The organism is Burkholderia sp. YIM B11467 (genome assembly GCF_052952715.1).
The window spans coordinates 680,509-702,235 of the sequence record NZ_JBQVSQ010000002.1 but is presented as its reverse complement, the minus strand read 5'-3'; the positions used below and the strand labels follow the sequence as shown (position 1 = coordinate 702,235).

The following is a 21,727-nucleotide window of genomic DNA, read 5'->3' as shown; positions in this document are numbered from 1 at the left end:
ATTGCCGCGCTTGCACTACCCAGGGAATCCGTCTCGATGTCCGCCAGCCTTGCCGCTTCCTCGCCGTCGCCGCAGCCGCCTTCGCTGCGCCTTCTGCCCACCGACGACACAGACGCTGCCGACGACGCACGCGTCGACGCGCTGCTCGACCGCCTCACACCGGAACTCGCCGCCGATGCGGCCCGCAACGACGTCGACGGCCGTTTTCCGCACGAGAACTTCGCGCGGCTGCATCGCGCGGGGCTGATCGCGCAGGTCGTGCCGCGCGAGCATGGCGGCGCCGGTGCGACGCTTGCGCAAGCGAGCCGGATCGTCGCGGCCGTCGCGCGCGCCGATCCGGCGACCGCGCTGGTGCTGACGATGACGTATCTGCAGCATCGCGCGCTCGGCCGCGCCGACAACCGCTGGCCGGCACCGGTGCGGCGCGCGGTGTTCGACAGCGCGGTCGCGCACGGCGCGCTGATCAACGCGCTGCGCGTCGAGCCCGCGCTCGGTTCGCCGTCGCGCGGCGGTCTGCCGGAAACCGTCGCGCGCCGCGACGGCGACGGCTGGCGGCTGTCCGGCCACAAGCTGTACAGCACCGGGATTCCGGCGCTGCGCTGGCTGGCCGTGTGGGCGCGCACCGACGAGCCGGAGCCGCGTGTCGGCGTGTTTCTCGTGCCGCGCGACCGCGATGCGGATGGCGATCGGATCCGCGTGATCGAAAGCTGGAATCACCTCGGCCTGCGCGCATCGGGCAGCCACGAGGTCGTGTTCGACGACGTGCGGCTGCCGGCCGATCACGCGGTCGACGTGCGCGCGCCGCAAGCGTGGGCCGTGTCCGCCGCGACGCATGCGGATGCCGACGCACAGGCCGACCAGCAGGCATGGATGGTCGCGCTGCTCGGCAGCCTGTACGACGCGGTGGCACGCGCGTCGCGCGACTGGCTGACCGGATTCGCGACGACGCGTGCGCCGAGCGGGCTCGGGGCGCCGCTCGCGACACTGCCGCGCGTGCAGGAGGCGGTCGGCGAAATCGAGGGCTGGCTGCATACGAACCGCGTGCTGCTCGACGATCACATCGCGCGCACCGACGCGGGCGATGCGCCGTCGGTCACGACCAGCGGCCTCGTCAAGCGGACCGTGACCGAGCACGCGATCCGCGCGGTCGAACAGGCGCTGAAGCTGTCGGGCAATCACGGGCTGAGCCGCGGCAACCCGCTCGAGCGCCACTATCGCGACGTGCTGTGCAGCCGCGTGCATACGCCGCAGGACGATGCGATCGCGGTGGCGGCGGGGCGCGAGGTGCTCGAAGCGGCGAGCCGGGGTGAAACGAAGGGTGAGGCGGGCGGGACGTCACGCCACGAGGGCGAACGCGGTCGAAACGATGCGTGAGCGGTGCAGGGCTGCCGCGCAGGCAGACTGGGCGATGCCATGCAGACACCGCCCCATACGGTCACGCAGCCTTGCCGTGCGTCTGTTCGGGCAACGCGAACGCGGTGCGCGCATGTGCGGCAACGGCCGCGAGCGGCGCGTCGAAGCGCGTCGCATCGTGCCGGCGCAGCAGCCACAGATCGATCTGCGGCTTGAAATCGGCGAGCGGCACGATGTCGAGCGCGTCGCGCAGCGGGCTGCCTTCGACGAGCGGCAGCGGCATCAGCCCGACGCCGAAGCCGTTCGCGACGCTCTGCAGTTGCAGGTCGCGGCCGTAGGTGTCGAGCGTGACCGGCATCGGCAGGCCCTGCGCGTCGAGCGCACGCCGCAAGCCCGCGCGAAAACCGCAACCGTCGGGATTGAGCACCCAGCCGCGTGCATGGCAATCGGCGAGCCGGTAGCCGCGGCGCGGCCAGTCGCCCTTGCGGCCGACGACGACGAGCCGCGTGGCCAGCAATCGCTCGCCTTCGACCTGCGCCGGCAGCACCATCTCGCGCGCGAGGAACACGAGCGCCGCATCGAGCTCGCGGCGGGCGACGCGCTCGACCAGCATGCCGCCCCACGCGGTCGTGACCTGCGTCGCGAGCGCCGGCCACTGCGCGGCGAGTTCCGCGATCAGCGCCGGCAGCATCAGCTCGCCGAGCCCCTGCGTGAGCCCGATCCGGAATTCGCCGGCGGGAGGCTGCTCGCCGGCCGTCAGTTCGCGCAGCGCATCGACTTCGCGCAGGATTGCGCGACACTGTTCGAATACCCGCCGGCCGATATCGGTCGGGCGCGGCGGCTTCGTGTTGCGATCGAGCAGGATCACGCCGAGCGCTTCCTCGAGATTCTGGACGCGCCGCGTGATCGCGGGCTGCGTCATCCCGAGCTCGGCTGCGGCCTGGCTCAGGGTCTGGCAGCGGACGACCGCTGCAAAAGCGTCGATATCGCTAATTTTCATGTTTGTTCTGCATGGTCTTTCGGGTGCATCATGACGATCCATCATATTCGGCATCATATTCGAGGAGCCAGTCGATGAGTACGCTTTCGTTGCATCAGACGCCGCTGCGTCCGTTCGTCGACGCGTTGGGCGCGCTGCTCGCGTCCGGCGCGAACGAGGCGCGCATTCTCGACGAGGGCGGTGCGCTGCTCGCCGCGCTCGTCTCACACGACGACTGGTTGCCCGACGCATTTGCCGAGCCCGATCCGGCACGCTATCGGCAGTACCTGCTGCATCTCGACCCGGACGAGCGGTTCTCGGTCGTCAGCTTCGTGTGGGGGCCCGGCCAGACGACACCGATCCATAACCACACGGTGTGGGGGCTGATCGGGATGCTGCGCGGCGGCGAGTTCTCGCAGCCGTACCGGTTCGGCAAAGCGGGGAAGCCCGTGCCGTTCGGCGAAGCCGTGCGGCTGGAACCGGGGCAGGTCGAGGCCGTGTCGCCGCGCATCGGCGACGTCCATCGCGTGACCAACGCATTCGCTGATCGCGTATCGATCAGCATCCACGTGTACGGCGCGAACATCGGCAAGGTCGAGCGCGCGGTGTTCCTGGACGACGGCACCGTGAAGCCGTTCGTGTCGGGTTATTCGAACGCCTGACGCCGGGCCCGCTGGCGCGGTCCGTTGCGGGCGCGCGCCGGCAGGCCCAAGATTCATCCGTTTAGTTTTCTTCACCGACTTCAACCGAATCAGACAGAGACATCGTGACGCAATCCGCCGATTCCACCTCCCGCTTTCCCGTCGCGTCGTACCAGGACGTGCGCGCGCGCCTGCTTGCCCGCGACGAGATCGCGCTGATCGACGTACGCGAGGAAGATCCGTACGCGCAGGGCCACCCGCTGTGGGCCGCCAACTTTCCGCTGTCGAAACTCGAACTCGACGCGTGGGCGCGGATTCCGCGCCGCGACACGCCGATCGTCGTGTTCGGCGAAGCGGGCGGCGAGGATCTCGCGCCGCGCGCAGCCGCGAAGCTTGCACAGCTCGGTTATACCGACGTGCGGCTGCTCGACGGCGGCCTCGCGGGCTGGGTGGCCGCGGGCGGCGAACTGTTCATCGACGTGAACGTGCCGAGCAAGTCGTTCGGCGAATGGGTCGAGGCCGAGCGGCATACGCCGTCGCTGTCCGCACAGGAAGTGCAGGCGCTGATCGACGCGAAGGCCGATGTCGTGATCGTCGACGCGCGCCGTTTCGACGAATACCAGACGATGAACATCCCGACCTCGACGAGCGTGCCGGGCGCGGAACTCGTGCTGCGCGTGCGCGCGCTCGCGCCGAACCCGGCGACGCAGGTGGTCGTCAACTGCGCGGGCCGCACGCGCAGCATCATCGGCACGCAGTCGCTCGTCAACGCGGGGCTGCCGAACCCGGTCGCGGCACTGCGTAACGGCACGATCGGCTGGACGCTCGCCGGCCAGACGCTCGAGCGTGGCGCCGCGCGCCGCTTTCCGGACGAGATCGACGCGGCACAGCGCGCCGCTGCGCGCCAGGCCGCGCGCGCCGTGGCCGAACGTGCGGGCGTGCCGCGCATCGCGCTCGCGGACGTCGCCGCGCTCGACGAGCCGGGCCGCACGCTGTACCGCTTCGACGTGCGTACGCCGGAGGAATACGAGGCCGGCCACCTGCCGGGCTTCCTGAGCACGCCGGGCGGCCAGCTCGTGCAGGAGACCGACCATCACGCGGCCGTGCGCGGCGCGCGGATCGTGCTCGCCGACGACGACGGCGTGCGCGCGGACATGACCGCGTCGTGGCTCGCGCAGATGGGCTGGGACGTGCGCGTCGTCGAGCCGGCCGGCGCGGCGGCGTTCGGCGAGCGCGGCCAGCCGCCGCGCGACGTGCCGGTCACGCCGGCGGCGACCGACGTGTCGCCCGCGACGCTCGCGGGCTGGCTGAAGGAAGCCGCGCCCGGCGAACTGGCGATCGTCGACGTGACGGCCAGCGCGAACTACGTGAAGCGCCATATCCCGGGCGCATGGTTCGTCGTGCGCGCGCAGTTGCGCGACGCGCTCGCGGCGATCCCGCCCGCGAAGCGCTACGTGTTCACGTGCGGATCGAGCCTGCTTGCGCGGTTCGCGGCCGACGACGCGCGCGCGTTGCTGCCGGCTTCGGCCGACATCTTGGTGCTGACCGGCGGCACGGCTGCCTGGATCGACGCTGGGCTGCCGCTCGAAAGCGGCGAGACGCGCCTCGCGTCGCCGCGCGTCGATCGCTACCGGCGCCCGTACGAAGGCACCGACAACGCGGCTGCCGCGATGCAGGCGTATCTCGACTGGGAATACGGGCTGGTCGACCAGCTGAAGCGGGACGGTACGCACCACTTCAACGTGATCTGACCGAAGCGGCACGACCGGGCGCGGCACGTTGCGCGCCACGCCCGGTTACCGCATGTTCGGCACGTCCCGCGCGATCAGCGCTTGAACGTATCGACGGCCGTGCGGCCGACGGCCGGATCGTCGGTGAAGAAGCCGTCGATGCCCGCGCGCAGGTAGGCCTGGATCTCGCGCACGGAGCCGGCGGTGTTGCGCGTGCTCGGCGTACCGCCGTCCTTCAGCGACGCCGGCAGGAAGTTGTTCTCCGGGCGGAACGTGTACGGATGCACGACGAGGCCGGCCTCGTGCGCGTAGCGCACGTACGGCGTCGGCTGCTGCAGCGTGCCGTCCGCGGCAACCGCGATGATCGACGTCTTGTACGGGCCGACGCCGTTCGCATAGGTCGCGATCTCGCGCATGCCGTCGCGCGTCGACAGGTCGCCGTAGGTGCGCTTGTCGTTCGCCTTCACGAAGTCGTACGGGCGCTGGCCGGCTTCGTCCATCAGCTGCACGAGCTTCCAGTTCGGCTGGCTCGACTTGATCCGGTTGCGGATCGTCTTCAGGTTCGCGACTTCGAACGACTGGATGTAGACGGTCGCGGTACGCGACGTGTACGCATCCTTCAGCAGCGCATCGACGAGGCGGTCCTCGAGCGGCAGGTTGATCGACTGGAAGTAGGTCGGATGCTTGGTTTCCGGATACAGGTGGATCGTGCGGCCGGTCTGCGCGGACATCTGCTTCGCGAGCGCGACGATTTCGTCGAACGTCGGAATCTCGAACTGGTCGTTGTACGCGGTGTTCGCGGGGCGGACCTGCGGAATGCGCTCGCGGGCGCGCAGCGTCTTCAGCTCGGCCAGCGTGAAATCCTCGGTGAACCAGCCCGTCAACTGCGCGCCGTCGATCGTCTTGGTCGCCTTGCGGCTCGCGAACTGCGGCAGTACCGACACGTTCGTCGTGCCCGAGATCTCGTTCTCGTGGCGCGCGACGAGCACGCCGTCGCGGGTCGACACGAGGTCGGGCTCGATGACGTCCGCGCCGTCCTCGATCGCCTTGCGGTACGACGCGAGCGTGTGTTCGGGGCGCAGCGCGCTCGCGCCGCGATGGCCGACCACCTGGACTTTCGCGGAGATCGGCTGCGTGGGATCGGACGTCAGATCGTCGTTGCCGCCGCATGCGGCGAGCAGGAAAGCGGCGGCACAGGCGAACGGGACGTAGCGCAGGGCGCTCGGGCGCTTGAGGAGCATGTCGATGAACCTTCGAAACGAGAGTCGGAAAAGGGCGGTCGTTCCGCCGGTACGGCTGTCGTGTCGCACCGGACGGAGTCGAACGGGACGCGATCGTCGCACCGAATAATTACATACGTATTACTTGTGTCTTTCTATTTTGTTCGAGACGTGATGCGCGCAGTAGAAGGGAGCACGGCGCCCGTGCGCGCACCGCAATCCGGCCGTCGCCGGGAGGTCGCGCGCCGGATGCACTAAACTTGCGGGAATTTTGCATCGACGCACCGGGGCCGACGCCCGCCTGGCGCGACGATGCGGCGACTCGCGGGCCGGCGCGGGCGCCCGGCGCTCTGAGCGTCCGAGGCGCGCGCCGGCCGATTTTTTCCGACCCATGACGACCCATACCGATCCCGCCTATCTGCTCGGCGAGCTGCTGAAGAACGTTTCCCGCTCCTTCTACCTGACGCTGCGCGTGCTGCCCGACGGCATGCGCGCCCCGGTCGGCCTTGCGTACCTGCTCGCACGCGCGGCCGACACGATCGCCGACACGGCACTGGTCGCGCCCGATCGCCGGGCGGCGTTGCTGACCGACCTGCGCGACGAGATCGAACGGCTCGGCGACGGCGCGGCGCTGTCGCGTTCGCTCGAGGACGTGACGCGGATGCAGACCGACTCACACGAGCATGTGCTGCTCGGCTCGATGGAGCCGATGCTCGCGCTGCTGCGCGCGCAGCCCGACGCGGACCGCGCGTCGATCCGCAAGGTCGTCGCGACGCTCACGTCGGGAATGGAATTCGACCTGCGCACGTTTCCCGACGAGCAGTCGGGGCAGGTCGCGTCGCTGCCGACGCGCGACCTGCTCGACCGCTACACGTATCTCGTCGCGGGCTGCGTGGGCGAGTTCTGGACCGACATGACCGGCGCGCACACGCGCGCCGCACGCAACTGGGACCTGCCGGACATGCGCGAGAAGGGCATCCGGTTCGGCAAGGCGCTGCAGATGACCAACATCCTGCGCGATTGCGCGAAGGACCTGCGCATCGGCCGTTGCTACCTGCCCGACGACGTGCTGGCCGCGCACGGGCTCGTCTTCGCCGACCTGATGCAGCCCGATGCGTCGGCGCGCACGCGCGGCGTGCTGGTCGACTTGCTGCGCGTCGCGCTCGACCAGTATCGCGACGCCTGCCTGTACACGCTCGCGATCCCGCGCCGCTTCGTGCGGCTGCGGCTCGCGTGCCTGTGGCCGATCATGATCGGCCTCGAAACGCTCGAGCTGCTGGCCGGCCACGATGCTTGGCTCGACCCGGCGCAGCCGGCCAAGGTGCCGAGAAAGCGCATCTACCGGATCATGGCGTCGTCGCTCGCGCTCGTCGGCTCGAACGCGGCGATCCGCGCACGCATGACCGCGCTCACCGATGCGGTGACCGCGCGGCTCGTCCAGCCCGCATCGCGTTGAATCTCGCCGGCGCGGTGCGCCGGCATCCCCTTCGGCCCGCGTTCGCCGGGCCGCTCCCGTTCGATCTCCCGCGTGCGGACTAAAACGTTTTCATGATTTCGTTTCCCGAAATGTGGGTGTCATGAATGTCAGCGATCCTGCGCGGCGGCGTGAATCGGATGTCAGGTCTCGATCGCGCATTTGTAAGATGAATTTATGCCGAAGGCGTCTGACGACATCGGACGGTCGTGTTACACCAGTAAAAATGTAAAGCTAGGGTTTTCACCGGGAAAGGCCGGAAATGCCCGTCGCGTAAGCGTTTTCAGGTGTTATGTAACCGCTTGGTGAACCCGCGCGTTGCGTCGATCATACGATGACCGACTGCACATGTTGGGAAACAATCGGTAATCCGTCAGAATTGCGCCGGCATGTACTCGCACATGTGTCAGTCATAAAACCACACCAGAAAAGAAATCATTCTTTGAGGACGGAGAATCAATGAAAAAGCGCGTCGCTTTCGCCATGACGGCAGCTGGCCTTGCAGCCGCTACCGCCGCCCACGCCCAGAGCAGCGTGACCCTGTACGGTATCGTCGATAACGGTATCGCTTGGCAGAACAACTCGTCGGCAGTCGGTGCGACCACGGGCGGTCACTCGAAGGTGCAGATGTCCACCGGCGTGTGGGCAGGCAGCCGCTTCGGCCTGAAGGGCAGCGAAGATCTCGGCGGCGGCACGAAGGCGATTTTCCAGTTGGAAGCCGGCGTCAACACGGCTAACGGCTCGTCGCAGTGGACCAACGGCATCTTCACGCGTCAGGCATGGGTCGGTATGACCAACGCGACGTACGGTACGCTGACGGCCGGCCGCCAGTACACCGCGTACTACACGCTGCTGTCGCCGTACAGCCCGACGACCTGGCTGACCGGCTATTACGGCGCGCACCCGGGCGATATCGATTCGCTGGATACCAGCTACCGCGCGAACAACTCGCTCGTCTACATGTCGCCGAAGATCTACGGCTTCACGGTCGGCGGTTCGTACTCGTTCGGCGGCGTCGCAGGCGCGACGAACCGTGGCTCGACGTGGAGCGCGGCGATCCAGTACCTGAACGGCCCGGCAGGCATCGCGGTCGGCTACCAGAAGGTCAACAACGCGACGCTCGGCGGCGGCGTGTGGGGCGCGAATTCGACGGTCCAGAACGGCCTGACGGCGACGGGCGACGGCAACCAGCCGGCTGTTTCGTCGATCAACAACGGTTATGCAACCGCGCAATCGCAGCAACGCGTCGCTGTGACGGCAGGCTACCAGTTCACGCCGGCATGGGACATTTCGGCGTCGTACTCGAACGTCCAGTACACGCCGGGCACGGGTTCGTTCTTCAAGAACACGGCAATCTTCAACACGGCAGGCGCCGTGCTGCACTGGAAGGCAGCCGCTCAGTGGGACTTCGCGGCAGGCTACTCGTACACGGCGGCAACGCAGTCGAACGGTATCTCGAGCGCGGCCAAGTACCACCAGGTCACGCTGTCGCAGTACTACAGCCTGTCGAAGCGCACGGGCCTGTACGCAGTTGAAGCTTGGCAGCACGCGAGCGGCAACACGCTGAACGGCAAGGGCAACGCGATCATCTCGGCGACCACGTCGATCGGTGACGGCGTGGGCGCAGGTTCGAAGCAGAACCAGATCGGCCTCGGCGTCGGCATGATCCACCGCTTCTGATGTCGCGCGGCGCGCGAGCGCCGCTTACGGCATGCGGTATGAAGAAACCGGCCTTTGGGCCGGTTTTTTTATTGGCGGTACGCATAGCGCGCAGTGCCGGTTCCGTCGCCGACGGGCATTGCATGGAAGCGGCTGGCGACAGCAGTCGAGCCTGACAGGTGGATGCATAGCGGCGCAGTGTTCGGCCAGTACCGACGCCGTCCTGCCCGTCACTGCGCAGTCTCATCCGTCCAGCTCCCCGCCAGCGCCTGGAACAGCGCCGCCGTATCGGCAAGCCGGTCGGCCTGCGCGCGGGTGCGGTCGAGCGACGTCTGCAGCGCCTGCCGCTGCGCGTCGAGCAGGTCGAACGTGCTGATCCCGCCCGCCGCGTAACGGTCGCCGGCAATCGTGTTGCTTGCCGCGGCTTCCCGCGCGGCGCTCTCTCTCGCCTGCAGTTCGGCCGCGTCGTGCTCGACCGCGCGCATCGCGTCGGCCACTTGCTGCAACGCCTGCAGCACGGTTTCCCGGTAACTCGCGAACGCGGCATCGTATGCCGCTTCGGCCGCGCGTTTCTTCGCGCGCAGCTCGCCGCCGTGAAAGAGCGGCTGCGTCAGGCCGAGGCCGACATTCCAGACATTGAGCCCGCTCACGATATCCGCGACGCGTGTGCGCTCCGAGCCGATCCCCGCCGTAATCGAAAAACGCGGATACAGGTTCGCGGTGGCCACGCCGACGTTCGCGCTCGCCTGGTGCAGCATGGCTTCCGCCGCACGGATGTCGGGCCGTTCGCGGGCCAGCGTCGACGGCAGCGCGACGGGCAGCGTGCGCGGCAGCGCGAGCGCATCGAGCGCGAGATCGGGCAGCACGGCGTCGGACGGCGGCGCGCCGAGCAGGATCGCAAGCCGGTGGTCGGCCTGCGCGAGGCGAGCCGCGAGCGGCGGCAGCGAGGCCTGCGTCTGCGCGAGCAGCGCGCGTTGCGCATGGACGTCGGCTTGCGATACACCGCCCGCCGCGAAGCGCGCTTCGACGATGCGCAACTGCCGCGCCTGCGCGTCGACGAGCTGCCGCGTCAGCGCGACCTGCTGCGCGAGCGACGCGCGCAGGATCGCCGTGGCGACGACGTTGCCCGCGAGCGTCAGGCGCGCGGCGTCGAGCGTGAATGCCTGATAGTCGACCTGCGCGCGCAACGCTTCGAGTGCGCGCCGGTTGCCGCCGAACACGTCGAGCACGTACGACACGCTCACCGACGCGTCATACAGCGTGAACGGCCCCGGATTCGGCACGTTGGCCGGCAACCCGAACGCGGTGGTGTCGATTTGCTCGCGCGTGGCGGACAGGTTCGCGTCGACGCGTGGCAGCATCGTCGCGCCGGCTTCGGCCGCATGGTTCTGTCGCGCTTCGTCGAGCCGCGCGCGGGCTTCGGCGAGCGTCGGGCTGTTTTGCCACGCGGTGTCGACGAGCCGGTTCAACGGGTCGGAGCCGAACTGCGTCCACCAGCGTTGCGGTGTGTGCGCGGCGGATGCGAACGTCTGCGCTTCGCCAGCCGGACCGGCGGTGGCGGCCGTCGTCGCGGGTGGTTCGCCGCGCGTGTAGTGCTGCGTGGCCGGCGCATCGGGCGTGCGGAAATCCGGCCCGACCGCGCATCCGGTGACGAGCAGCACGGCAGCGGCCAACGTCAAGCCGCGGGCAGCGATGAGGGCGCGATACGAAGCCGGTTTCATTGCGTGTCGCCTAATCGAGCGTGCGCCGGTAAAAGCGCAGCGCGACGCCCATCACGACCACGGTGAACAGCGCGACCGGCCACACGGACGGCCACAGGTCGGCCCAGCCGTTGCCCTTCAGCAGGATGCCGCGCACGAGGCGGTTGAAGTAGGTGAGCGGCAGCAGGTTGCCGACGAACTGCGCCCACTTCGGCATCCCGGCGAACGGGAACATGAAGCCCGACAGCAGGATGTTCGGCAGGAAATAGAACACCGCGAGCTGCATCGCCTGCAACTGGTTCTGCGCGAGCGACGACAGCGTGATGCCGACCGTCAGGTTCGCGGCGATGAACAGCAGCGCGGACAGGTAGATCGCGAACACACCGCCGACGAACGGTACGTCGAACACGAACCGGGCGGCCGCGAGAATGATCGACACCTGGATCAGCCCGATGAACACATACGGGACGATCTTGCCCGTCATCACCTCGAGCGGCCGCACGGGCGTCGCGAGCAGGTTCTCCATCGTGCCGCGCTCGCGTTCGCGCGTGATCGCGAGGCCCGTCATCATCACCATCGTCATCGTCAGGATCACGCCCATCAGGCCCGGCACGACGTTGTACTGCGTGATGCCTTCGGGGTTGTACAGCCGGTGCAGCACGACGTCGAACGCGGCCGGGCGGCCGTTCAGGTGCGCGAGCGGCCCCGTCAGGTCCTTGTCCGCGACGGGCTGCACGAGGCCCGGCAGCGCGCCGATCGCCGACGCGGTCGCGACGGGATCGGTCGCGTCCGCTTCGACGAGCAGCGATGGACGCTCGCCGCGCAGCAGCCGCCGCGAGAAATCGGCCGGCACGCTCAGCACGAACTGCACGTCGCCGCGGGCGAGCGCATGCCGGCCGGCCGCCTCGTCGGGCAGCGTCTCGACGATGTCGAAGTACGCGGAATTGCGCATCGCGGCGATGAAACTGCGCGCGAACGGGCTCGAATCGGCGACGATCACCGCGGTCGGCAGGTGCTTCGGATCGGTGTTGATCGCGAAGCCGAACAGCGCGAGCTGGATGATCGGCACGCCGACGATCATCGCGAACGTCACGCGGTCGCGGCGAAGCTGCAGGAATTCCTTCAGCACGATGCTCCACCAGCGCGCGACCGAGAACGATTCGCGCAGGCCCGCCCACGCGCTCATGACGACGCTCCCCCGGGCGGCCCGGAGGCGCGGCCCATCATGTAGATGAAGACATCCTCGAGCCCGGTGTCGATCGGCGCGACCTGCAGTGCGCCATTCCCGTCGGCCCGCGCCGCGACCTGCGCGAGCGTCGCGTCGAGCAGCGCGCGGTCGCGGCCGCTCACGTGCAGCGCCGAGCCGAACACGACCGTCTGGTCGACACCCGGCATCGCGTGCAGCCGCGCGGACAGTTCGGTCAGGCGCTCGCCGGTGATCGAGCGGGTCGACAGCCCCTGCGACGCGACGATCTCCGCCGACGTGCCCTGCGCGAGCAGTTCGCCGTACGCGATATACGCGAGTTTGTGGCAGCGCTCGGCCTCGTCCATGTAATGCGTGCTGACGAGCACCGAAATCCCTTGTGCGGCCAGCCGGTGCAGTTCCTCCCAGAAGTCGCGGCGCGCGGCCGGGTCGACGCCGGCGGTCGGCTCGTCGAGCAGCAGCAGTTCCGGCTCGTGCAGCATGCAGGCGGCTAGCGCGAGGCGCTGCTTCCAGCCGCCCGACAGCGCGCCCGTGAGCTGGTCCGCACGGCTCGCGAGGCCGAGCCCGTCGAGCGCGCGCGCGACGGCCGCCTTGCGGTCGGGCATCCCGTACACGCGTGCGACGAAATCGAGGTTCTCGCGGATCGACAGGTCTTCCCAGTACGAGAAGCGCTGCGTCATGTAGCCGACGCGCCGCTTGATCTGCGCGCTGTCGCGCACGATGTCGTAGCCGAGGCAGGTGCCGCTGCCCGAGTCGGGCGTGAGCAGGCCGCACATCATCCGGATCGACGTCGTCTTGCCGCTGCCGTTCGGCCCGAGAAAGCCGAAGATCTCGCCGCGCGCGACGCGCAGCGACACGTCCTTCACGACGTGCTTGTCGCCGAAACGCTTGTTCAGGCGATCGACGTCGATTGCGTACGGAGCGGCCGGCGCGTTCATTGCATCCTCACGGCGACGGGCTGGCCCGGATGCAGCTTCGGCGCGTCGGCAACGGCCGGGCGCGCCTCGATCATGAACACGAGCTTGGTCCGGCTCTCGTTGCTGTAGATCACGGGCGGCGTGTATTCGGCCTCGCTCGACACGTAGGTGATGCGCGCGGGCACGTCGGCCGCGCAGCCGTCGCAGCGGATCTCGACCGTGCGCCCCGGCGCGAGCGATGCGATGGCGGCTTCCGGCACGAAGAAGCGCACCTTCAGGTTTTGCGGCGGCAGCATCTGCACGACCGGATTGCCCGCCTGCACCCATTCGCCGACGCGGTACAGCGTGTCGTACACGCGCCCGGCGGCGGGTGCGGCGACGCGCTTCTGGTCGAGCTTCCATTGCGCGGCGGCCACCGCCGCCTGCGCGGCGTCGACCTGTGCGGCTTGCGCGGCGAGCTGCTGCGCGCGGCCCGGCAGGCGCGCGACGTCGACCTGGTTGTGCAGCTCGCGCGCCTGCGCGGCGGTGGTCTGCGCGGACGTGCGCGAATCGTCGAGTTGCTGCTTCGACAGGCCGCCGGCCGCGTACTGGCGTTCGTCGCGCGCGAGCTGCGCGGCGGCCCGCGCGGCCTGCGCGGTGGCCTGGGCGAGCTGCGCCTGCGTGACCGCGACTTCCGGCGGGCGCTTGCCGGTCTGCAGGTCGGCAAGCTGCGCGCGTGCCGCCGCGAGCTGATGTTGCGCCTGCAGCAGCGCGTCCGTTTCGCTGGCGGCTTCGAGCGAGAACGCCGGCGTGCCGGCGGCGACGGCCTGGCCGCGTTCGACCGATAACTGCGTCAGCGTGCCCGATTGCGACGACGACAGGTACACGAATTCGCCTTCGACATAACCCTGGTAGGTCGTGGCGTGGTCCGTCGACCGTCCGCAACCGGCGAGCAGCGCGACGGCGGCGGCCAGTACGAGCGGCAACGCGCGGGTGGCGTTCATGACCGACTCCGCGGCGCGGCGGCCGGCGGCTGCAGGCCGGAACCGAGCAGCGCGCGGACGTGCCGGTGCAGCACGTCGCGGTCGATCGGCGGCAGGCCGCGCGCGCTTTGCCACAGCTTCGCGGTCGCGAGCGGCAGCATCACGAGCGCGATGATCGAATGGAACAGGAACGCGGGTTCGAGCGCGGGGTTCAGCGTGCCGGCCTGCTGCGCGCCGCGGATGCGTTCGGCGAAACGCCCGACATGCTCGAGCGGAATGCGCCGGACCATCCGCTCACGCAGCAGCCCGCCTTCGTGGATGATCTCGCGCAGCCAGATCGACGGCAGCCACGGCATGCGGTGCGTGACGTCGAAGAAGCGGTCGACGAGTTCGGCGACGAGCGCGAACGGATCGTTGTCGATCTGCGGCTCGGTCGGCCGCCACACGAACGCGATGGCCTGCGCGATCCGTTCCTCGACGATCGCGTCGAGCAGCTGTTCGCGGTTCGTGAAGTAGTAGTGGACCATCGCCGACGTGACGCCGGCGGCGGAAGCGATCTGCGCGACCGTCGTCGCGGCGATGCCGCGCTCGGCGAACAACTGCGTTGCGACGTCGAGCATGTGGTCGCGCAGGTCGAAATCGCTTACCGACGGGCGGCGCCCGCGCGGCTTGGCGACGGTGGATTTCGCGTTCATGAAATCGACGCTAATTGATGAGTTAGTTAATTTCAAGGAAGGGTTTTCGCCGTCCTTGATCGGGATCAGGCGAGCGTCGAATGGCGGCGCAGACAAGCGGGGACGCGATGGGGCGGCGGGCAGGGTGCAGAGGGGGGCGTGTAGGGAGTGATTAACGAGAAACAGAGGGAATCGGCGAAACCGGCGGGGAAGCCGGTCGCGAAGCGGGGCGCGGGCCGGACATGGCACGCGCCCCGGAGCGGGGTTACTGATCGATCGGCGATTTCAGCGGCTCGTGTTCGCCGGTCAGCCCGAACACGACGAGCTGCGCGGGTTCGGTCGCGCTCGCGTTGCGCGATACCTGGTGGCGCGAGCCAGGTGCTTCGTACCAGCCTTCGCCGGCGCGGTAGCGGCGCAGCGGGCCGCCGTTCACCTGCGACAGCACTTCGCCTTTCGACACGACCGCGAACACCGAGCCGAGGTGCTTGTGTGCTTCGGATGCCTGGCCGGGCGCATAGTCGACGGTCGCGACGACGGCGAACTTGCCAGGCGCTTCGGGCACGGTCTGCCGCATGATCGCGTGCACGTTGTCGCCGGCGTCGTGCGCATGGGCGGCGGCCGGCAGCGCGGCGGTCAGCACGAGCCCCGCACACAGGGCGGCTCGATGGAGCATGGAGCGGATCATCGTCGTCTCCTTACTCGGGCATCTTGCGGAACGCGATCGCGAAGCGGTTCCACGAGTTGATCGTCGCGATCAGCATCGACAGGTCGAACAGCTCCTCGTCGCTGAAATGCGGCTTCACGGCTTCCCAGACGGCGTCGGGCACGTGATTGCTGGCGACCAGCGTCAGCGCCTCGGTCCACTCCAGCGCGGCACGTTCGCGCTCGGTGAAGAACGGCGTTTCGCGCCACGCGACGACGGTTGCGAGACGGCGGTCGGTTTCGCCGCCCTTGCGCGCGTCGGTCGTGTGCATGTCGACGCAGAACGCGCAGCCGTTGATCTGCGACGCGCGCAGGCGGACGAGTTCGGCGAGCGGCTTCTCGATCGAGCTCTTCGCGAGGAATTCCTCGGCGTTGCGCATCACCTTCATCGCATTCGGGCTGGCGGTATAGAAGTTCAGGCGCTGTTGCATGGCAGGTCCTTGTTCGGTTGGTGCGCCGGGTGGCGCGACAGGACCCACTTTAAGACGTGTATTGGCCTGCTTGAATGACCAATTTCATGGAAATTCAGGTAACCAGTGCCGAGTCGCCGAGATTGCCCGAACCCAGCAATCCGGCCAGCTTCGCGAGCGCCGTGTCGATGCGCAGCGCGTCGATCCCGCCATAGCCGAACAGCAGCCCCGCACGGACCGGCACGCCGACATGGAACCCCGAAATTCCGTACAGGCCGATGTTCTGCGCGCGCGCCGCGCGAACCAGCGCCGCTTCGTCGATTCCCGGCTTCAGGTGCGCGGCGAGGTGGATGCCGGCGGTCGGCACGATCGGGTCGAACCACGGCGCGAGCGCGCCGCGCAGATGCGCGATCAGCATCTTGCGGCGCGCGTCGTAGTGCTTCTGCACGCGCTTCAGGTGCCGCGCGAAATCGCCTTCGAGCATGAAGCGCGCGAGCGCCGCCTGCGTCAGCGCGCAGGTGTGCCAGTCGACGATCTGTTTTGCCTTGGCCAGCGCGCCGCGCAGCGCGCGCGGCGGAATCGCATAACCGATCCGCAGGTCGGGAAAGATCGTCTTCGAGAACGTGCCGACGTACGCGACGAGGCCCGTGCGGTCGAGGCTCTTCAGCGATTCCACCGGCCGGCCTTCGAAGCGGAATTCGCCGTCGTAGTCGTCCTCGATGATCAGCGCGCGGCGGCGCTGCGCCCATTCGAGCAGCGCGATGCGCCGCTCCAGCGTCATCGGCATCCCGAGCGGGAACTGATGCGACGGCGTCACGTAGACGAGGCGCGCATCGTCGGGCAGCCGTTCCGTGACGAGGCCGTGCGCGTCGACCGGCACGCCGATCACCGTCGCGCCGAGTGACGCGAATGCGGCGCGCGCGGGCGGATAGCCGGGATCCTCGACCGCGACGACGTCGCCGGGCCGCACGACGACGCGCGCGAGCAGGTCGAGCGCCTGTTGCGCGCCGTGCGTGACGAGCACGTCGTCCCAGCTGCACGCCACCGCGCGGCTGAACGCGACGTAGCGCGCGATCGCGCCGCGCAGCTGCGGGTCGCCGGCCGGGTCGTGGTACTGGCCGGGGCCGCGCGCCTGCTGGCGCAGCGCGTGGTGCAGGCAGCGCCGCCACGCGTCGAACGGAAACAGCGTCTTGTCGGTCACGCCGCCGCGGAAGTCGAAGCCGGGCGAATCCTGCGGCGCGGGCATCGCGAGTGCGTCGGGCAGCTCGTTCCATAGCGCGCGTGCGTCGACCGCGTCGATGCGCGGGGTGTCCTCGACGAGCGACGGCGCCGACATCGCGGCGGCATGCGGCACGCGCGCGAGGCCGTCGGCGACGAACGTGCCGTCGCCGGCACGTGTATTCAGGTAACCCTCGGCGACGAGGCGCTCGAACGCATCGAGCGTCGTCTTGCGCGATACGCCGAGCTGTTTCGCGAGATCGCGCGTCGACGGCAGCCGCGCGCCGCCTTCGAGACGCCCGTCGACGATCGCGGTGCGCAGTTGCCGGAAGATTTGCCCGGACAGGTCGTGACGGCCTTCGATGCGGATCGCGATGTCCATCGCAGTGGTTACCTCGATTGGGGTGATTTTGCTTCGATCAGCATACCGGAAGTCGGCATGCTACCGTCACCGGCATCGACCGACGCCGCAGCCCCGTCGCCCGATTGGACCGCGGCCCGCCGCTGCCTTACGATCCACGACAACCCCAAACCGGAGCGTCCCCATGCTGTCCGAAGACGAACTTGCGCTGCTCGACGCGATCCTCGCCACCGGCAGCCTGTCGCGCGCCGCCGCGCGGCTCGGCAAGGCGCCGTCGACGGTGTCGCACGCGGCGCGCCAACTCGAAACGCGTTTCGATGCGCTGCTGTTCGACCGGCGCGGCTACCGGCTGCAGCTCACGCCGGCCGGGCAATTGCTGGCCGACGAGGCGTCGCGGCTGGCGCTGGACGTCGCGCGGCTGACGCAGCGCGTGCGGCAGGTCGCGAGCGGCTGGGAGGACCGGCTGTCGATCGTCAGCGACGAAGTGCTGGAGTTCGACACGCTGTTGCCGGTGGTCCGCGCGTTCGACGCGCTCGACTCGGGCGTGTCGCTGCGCTTCACGCACGAAGTGCTCGGCGGCACCTGGGAAGCGCTGCGCGACGGTCGCGCGGACCTGGTGGTCGGTGCGACCAACGAGCCGCCGGCGATTCAGGGCTTCAAGTGGTTCGAACTGGGCGGGATGGAGTGGGTGTTCGCGGTGTCGCCGCGCCATCCGCTGGCCTCCGCGGACGACGTGCTGACGCGGGACGCGATCGGCGCGCATCGCGCGGTCGTCGTCGCCGATTCGTCGCGGGGCGCGGCCGGCCGCGCTTACGGCCTGCTCGGCGGGCAGGCCCTGCTCGCGGTGCCGTCGATGCGCGCGAAGATCCTCGCGCAGCGCGACGGGCTCGGCGTCGGCTGGGTGCCGCGCCGGCGCGTGGCCTCGCTGCTCGCGCGCGGCGAACTCGTCGAGAAACGGACGGCCGATCCGCGCGAACCGAACCTGCTGTATGTCGCGTGGCGCGGCGACCGCGACGGCCGCGCGCTGCAATGGTGGCTGGAGCAATTGCGCGAGCCGAGACTCGCGCAGCGCCTGCTCGACGGGATCGACGTGGCCGGCTGAGACGGAGCAAGGCGGGCGCGGCACCCGCTCGAACACGTTCGACGATTTCGAACATGTTCGCCGCGCGCGTCGTACGGCAACGCAGGGTGCCGCGCGCATCCTGTGTTCACGGTCAACTCACCGGTTCACAGGAGAACATCATGCAACGCTTCGAAGGAAAAACGGTCCTCGTCACGGGCGGCAACAGCGGTATCGGCCTGGCGGCCGCCCGCGCATTCGCGGCCGAAGGCGCGCGGGTCATCATCACCGGGCGCGACGCGCAGACGCTCGAGACCGCACGGCAGACGCTCGGCGAAGGCGCGCTCGCGATCCGCAACGAGGCCGGCAGCGTCGCGTCGGCCCGCGCGCTGGCGGACGCGATCGCGACGGCCGGCGTGCGGCTCGACGCCGTGTTCATCAACGCGGGCGTCGCGAAACTCGCGCCGTTCGCCGACAGCGACGAGGCCATGTGGGACCTCGTGTTCAACACCAACGTGAAGGGCGCGTATTTCCAGATCCAGTCGCTGGTGCCGCTGCTGAACCGCGGCGCGTCGATCGTGATCAACGGCTCGATCAACGCGCATATCGGGATGCCCGGCTCGTCGGTCTACGCGGCGAGCAAGGCGGCCGTCAATTCGTTCGCGAAGACGCTGTCGACGGAATTGCTGCCGCACGGCGTGCGCGTGAACGTCGTGAGCCCGGGGCCGGTGCAGACGCCGCTGTACGGCAAGCTCGGGCTCGATGCGGCGACGCTCGATGCGACGGCCGACAAGATCAAGGGCCTTGTCCCGATCGGCCGGTTCGGCACGCCGGATGAAATCGCGTCGACGGTGCTGCACCTCAGTGCGCCGGAGTCCGCGTTCATCGTCGGCGCGGAAATCATCGCGTCGGGCGGGATGGGGTTGCTCTGAGCGCCGAAGGTTAGCGGGGCGACGACGTGACCGGCCGGTAGCCGGAGCGATTGGGGCCAGGTGCGGGCCGGGCGGGTGGCGATTGGGCCGCTCGCCCGGTCGTGCTGTGAAACCCATGCGGGCGGCAGGGTCGAGTGGGTGTCTACTAGACGACCGGTCTAATTCGGCGATATGATCCGGCTTCATGAATGCGACGGCACTCACATCGCGGACGCGAAATTGCCACATGCGGCTGGAATGCTGAAGGCGTTGCCCTTGAGTCCATCGGTATCGCTTGGCCGTCATGCTTTTTTTTAAGCCGATTTATAGACGACTGGTCTAATAGGCGGAAACGGATTTTCGGCGACGTCCGCCGCACGTCGGCGCGCGACAGCTGACTAACCGTCAGGTGCCTGCGTGATCGGCACGCCGTCTGCTCGATCCAGGCGGCCGCGCCGACGGCCCCGTTCCCGTCCACTTTCGAAGGAGTATCCGATCATGAAGATTCTGGTTGTCCTGACCTCGCACGACACGCTCGGCGACACCGGCAAGAAGACCGGCTTCTGGCTCGAGGAACTGGCCGCGTCGTACTACACGTTCAAGGATGCGGGCGTCGAGCTGACGCTCGCGTCGCCGAAGGGCGGCCAGCCGCCGCTCGACCCGAAAAGCAGCGATCCGGCGTCGCAGACCGACGCGACGCGCCGTTTCGAAGCCGATGCGGCGGCCAAGGCCGAACTCGCTTCGACGCACAAGCTGGCCGACGTGTCGGTGGACGACTACGACGCCGTGTTCTACCCGGGCGGCCACGGCCCGTTGTGGGATCTCGCGGAGGATCTGCATTCGATCCGCCTGATCGAGCATGCGCTCGCGGCCGGCAAGCCGGTCGCGGCCGTCTGCCACGCACCGGGCGTGCTGCGCCACGTGAAGAACCCGAAGACCGGCGAATCGGTCGTGCGCGGCAAGCGTGCGACGGGCTTTACCAACAGCGAGGAAGCGGCCGTCGAATTGACGGAAGTGGTGCCGTTCCTCGTCGAGGACATGCTGAAGACCAACGGCGCGGAATTCGAGCGCAGCGCCGACTGGGCGCCGCATGTCGTCACCGACGGGCTGCTGATCACCGGGCAGAACCCCGCGTCGTCGGAACCTGCCGCCGAGGCACTGCTCGCGAAGCTCGGCCGCCAGTAAGCACGCAAGCACATGGCGCCGGCCGGGCCGGCGCCGTTCCGTATCCGTCGCCGGGCGCGATCTGCCCGCCGACGGCCCGAATCGTTCCGCCGTGCACGCCGCACGGCGCGTTCCCAGTCGTTTTGCAGAACCAAGCAAAGGAGTCGTGGATGTCTGCCCTGTTCGAACCGTTCAAACTCAAGGATGTCACGCTGCGCAACCGCATCGCGGTGCCGCCGATGTGCCAGTACGTCGCCGAAGACGGCGTCGTCAACGACTGGCATCACGTGCATCTGGCGAGCATCGCGCGCGGCGGCGCGGGCCTCGTGATCGCGGAGGCGACGGCCGTGTCGCCGGAAGGGCGCATCACGCCGGGCTGCGCGGGACTGTGGAACGATGCGCAGGCCGAAGCGTTCGCGCCATCGGTCGCGGCGATCAAGGCGGCCGGCTCGGTGCCCGGCATCCAGATCGCGCACGCGGGCCGCAAGGCGAGCGCGAACCGTCCGTGGGAAGGCGACGACCATATCGCCGAAGGCGATCCGCGCGGCTGGCAGACCATCGCGCCGTCGGCCGTGCCGTTCGGCGCGCATCTGCCGAAGGTGCCGCGTGAAATGACGCACGACGACATCGCCCGCGTGCAGGCCGACTTCGTCGCATCGGCGAAGCGCGCGCGTGACCTGGGCTTCGAATGGCTCGAACTGCACTTCGCGCACGGCTATCTCGGCCAGAGCTTCTTCTCGGTGCATTCGAACCAGCGCGACGACGAATACGGCGGTTCGGCCGAGAATCGCGGCCGCTTCCTCGTCGACACGCTCGCGGCGGTCCGCAAGGTATGGCCCGAACATCTGCCGCTGACCGCGCGCCTGGGCGTGATCGAATACGACGGCCGCGACGACGAGACGCTCACCGAATCGATCGCGCTCACGCAGCGGATGAAGCAGGCAGGGCTCGACATGCTTAGCGTGTCGGTCGGCTTCTCGACGCCCGACGCACGGATTCCGTGGGGCCCGGCGTTCCTCGCGCCGATCGCCGAGCGCGTGCGCCGCGAGGCCGGGCTGCCGGTGTCGTCCGCGTGGGGGATCGACACGCCGCAACTGGCGAACCGCGTCGTCGCCGAACAGCAACTCGATCTCGTGATGGTCGGCCGCGCGCATCTCGCCGATCCGCACTGGCCGTACTACGCGGCGAAGCAGCTCGGCGTCGAGCGCCCGTCGTGGACGCTGCCCGCGCCGTACGCACACTGGCTCGAACGTTACCGGATCGCCGACAAGGTGGCCTGAGCGGGTGAGATAACGCGCCGCCGATCCGGCGCCGATGGATAGAATGGCGGTTCGCGCAGGCCGGTGGCTTGCGCGAACCGCCATTTTTTCCATTTCGACAGAGGTGCC

Annotated in this window: 19 protein-coding genes; 9 read left to right on the top strand and 10 right to left on the bottom strand. The window is 68.9% G+C overall.

The genetic code is table 11. From position 1 onward, the window contains the following. The first annotated feature begins 36 nt into the window (after window positions 1–36). Window positions 37–1,374 (top strand): acyl-CoA dehydrogenase family protein, encoded by a 1,338-nt coding sequence (locus tag ACTRWB_RS10305; protein ID WP_446901820.1) that lies wholly within the window; start codon window positions 37–39, stop codon window positions 1,372–1,374. A 61-nt stretch (window positions 1,375–1,435) separates the two neighbouring features. Here the strand turns inward: ACTRWB_RS10305 and ACTRWB_RS10300 are convergent, their stop codons facing one another. Further along, the gene (locus ACTRWB_RS10300) at window positions 1,436–2,410 is read right to left on the bottom strand and encodes a LysR family transcriptional regulator (protein ID WP_446901819.1); all 975 of its coding nucleotides are present in this window, start codon (window positions 2,408–2,410) and stop codon (window positions 1,436–1,438) included. 17 nt (window positions 2,411–2,427) lie between these two features. On the opposite strand from ACTRWB_RS10300, the gene ACTRWB_RS10295 reads away from it, so the two are divergent. Both ACTRWB_RS10295 and ACTRWB_RS10290 read left to right on the top strand, forming a co-directional pair. After that, window positions 2,428–2,994: a cysteine dioxygenase family protein gene (locus ACTRWB_RS10295; protein WP_193100658.1), complete on the top strand. Its 567-nt coding sequence runs from the start codon at window positions 2,428–2,430 to the stop codon at window positions 2,992–2,994. A gap of 104 nt (window positions 2,995–3,098) precedes the next feature. Then, complete coding sequence (locus ACTRWB_RS10290; RefSeq protein ID WP_446901818.1) at window positions 3,099–4,724, top strand: rhodanese-related sulfurtransferase; 1,626 nt, start codon at window positions 3,099–3,101, stop codon at window positions 4,722–4,724. Window positions 4,725–4,798: 74 nt separating this feature from the next. Here ACTRWB_RS10290 and ACTRWB_RS10285 read toward each other — a convergent pair whose 3' ends face one another. Further along, entirely contained in the window at window positions 4,799–5,944 is a 1,146-nt protein-coding gene (locus ACTRWB_RS10285; protein WP_193100656.1) for a glycerophosphodiester phosphodiesterase, read from the bottom strand. A gap of 370 nt (window positions 5,945–6,314) precedes the next feature. Here ACTRWB_RS10285 and ACTRWB_RS10280 point away from each other — a divergent pair, with 370 nt between their 5' ends. Beyond that, complete coding sequence (locus ACTRWB_RS10280) at window positions 6,315–7,379, top strand: phytoene/squalene synthase family protein (RefSeq protein WP_446901817.1); 1,065 nt, start codon at window positions 6,315–6,317, stop codon at window positions 7,377–7,379. Between the two features lie 477 nt (window positions 7,380–7,856). Beyond that, window positions 7,857–9,077, top strand: a complete 1,221-nt coding sequence (locus ACTRWB_RS10275; protein WP_412024657.1) for a porin — start codon at window positions 7,857–7,859, stop codon at window positions 9,075–9,077. Window positions 9,078–9,286: 209 nt separating this feature from the next. Here ACTRWB_RS10275 and ACTRWB_RS10270 read toward each other — a convergent pair whose 3' ends face one another. The 8 genes from ACTRWB_RS10270 to pdxR all read right to left on the bottom strand — a co-directional run bounded on the left by ACTRWB_RS10270 (window position 9,287) and on the right by pdxR (window position 17,225). Continuing rightward, a complete protein-coding gene (locus ACTRWB_RS10270; protein ID WP_446901816.1) occupies window positions 9,287–10,777 on the bottom strand; it encodes an efflux transporter outer membrane subunit in 1,491 nt (496 codons plus the stop codon). 10 nt (window positions 10,778–10,787) lie between these two features. After that, on the bottom strand, window positions 10,788–11,942 hold the full coding sequence (locus tag ACTRWB_RS10265) for an ABC transporter permease (RefSeq protein ID WP_446901815.1): 1,155 nt from the start codon (window positions 11,940–11,942) through the stop codon (window positions 10,788–10,790). After that, window positions 11,939–12,898, bottom strand: coding sequence for an ABC transporter ATP-binding protein (locus ACTRWB_RS10260; protein ID WP_446901814.1), 960 nt, complete (start codon window positions 12,896–12,898; stop codon window positions 11,939–11,941). Before ACTRWB_RS10260 ends, ACTRWB_RS10265 begins: the two co-directional genes overlap by 4 nt. After that, window positions 12,895–13,860 carry an HlyD family secretion protein gene (locus tag ACTRWB_RS10255; protein ID WP_446901813.1) on the bottom strand — a complete coding sequence of 322 codons (966 nt, stop codon included), beginning with the start codon at window positions 13,858–13,860 and terminating at the stop codon, window positions 12,895–12,897. The genes ACTRWB_RS10260 and ACTRWB_RS10255 overlap by 4 nt, the downstream gene beginning before the upstream one ends. Next, window positions 13,857–14,534 (bottom strand): TetR/AcrR family transcriptional regulator, encoded by a 678-nt coding sequence (locus tag ACTRWB_RS10250; protein WP_419689314.1) that lies wholly within the window; start codon window positions 14,532–14,534, stop codon window positions 13,857–13,859. Before ACTRWB_RS10250 ends, ACTRWB_RS10255 begins: the two co-directional genes overlap by 4 nt. Window positions 14,535–14,778: 244 nt before the next feature. Next, a complete protein-coding gene (locus ACTRWB_RS10245) occupies window positions 14,779–15,198 on the bottom strand; it encodes a cupin domain-containing protein (protein ID WP_446901812.1) in 420 nt (139 codons plus the stop codon). A gap of 10 nt (window positions 15,199–15,208) precedes the next feature. Beyond that, entirely contained in the window at window positions 15,209–15,646 is a 438-nt protein-coding gene (locus tag ACTRWB_RS10240) for a carboxymuconolactone decarboxylase family protein (RefSeq protein WP_129517277.1), read from the bottom strand. Window positions 15,647–15,740: 94 nt separating this feature from the next. After that, window positions 15,741–17,225: a MocR-like pyridoxine biosynthesis transcription factor PdxR gene (gene pdxR, locus ACTRWB_RS10235; protein ID WP_446901811.1), complete on the bottom strand. Its 1,485-nt coding sequence runs from the start codon at window positions 17,223–17,225 to the stop codon at window positions 15,741–15,743. Between the two features lie 163 nt (window positions 17,226–17,388). On the opposite strand from pdxR, the gene ACTRWB_RS10230 reads away from it, so the two are divergent. The 4 genes from ACTRWB_RS10230 (at window position 17,389) to ACTRWB_RS10215 (ending at window position 21,619) form a co-directional block, all read left to right on the top strand. Further along, window positions 17,389–18,306: a LysR family transcriptional regulator gene (locus tag ACTRWB_RS10230; protein ID WP_446901810.1), complete on the top strand. Its 918-nt coding sequence runs from the start codon at window positions 17,389–17,391 to the stop codon at window positions 18,304–18,306. A gap of 140 nt (window positions 18,307–18,446) precedes the next feature. Next, window positions 18,447–19,196: an SDR family oxidoreductase gene (locus ACTRWB_RS10225; RefSeq protein WP_412024649.1), complete on the top strand. Its 750-nt coding sequence runs from the start codon at window positions 18,447–18,449 to the stop codon at window positions 19,194–19,196. Window positions 19,197–19,673: 477 nt separating this feature from the next. Continuing rightward, the gene (locus ACTRWB_RS10220; protein ID WP_446901809.1) at window positions 19,674–20,360 is read left to right on the top strand and encodes a type 1 glutamine amidotransferase domain-containing protein; all 687 of its coding nucleotides are present in this window, start codon (window positions 19,674–19,676) and stop codon (window positions 20,358–20,360) included. A 149-nt stretch (window positions 20,361–20,509) separates the two neighbouring features. After that, window positions 20,510–21,619, top strand: coding sequence for an NADH:flavin oxidoreductase/NADH oxidase (locus tag ACTRWB_RS10215; RefSeq protein WP_446901808.1), 1,110 nt, complete (start codon window positions 20,510–20,512; stop codon window positions 21,617–21,619). Window positions 21,620–21,727 lie beyond the last annotated feature (108 nt).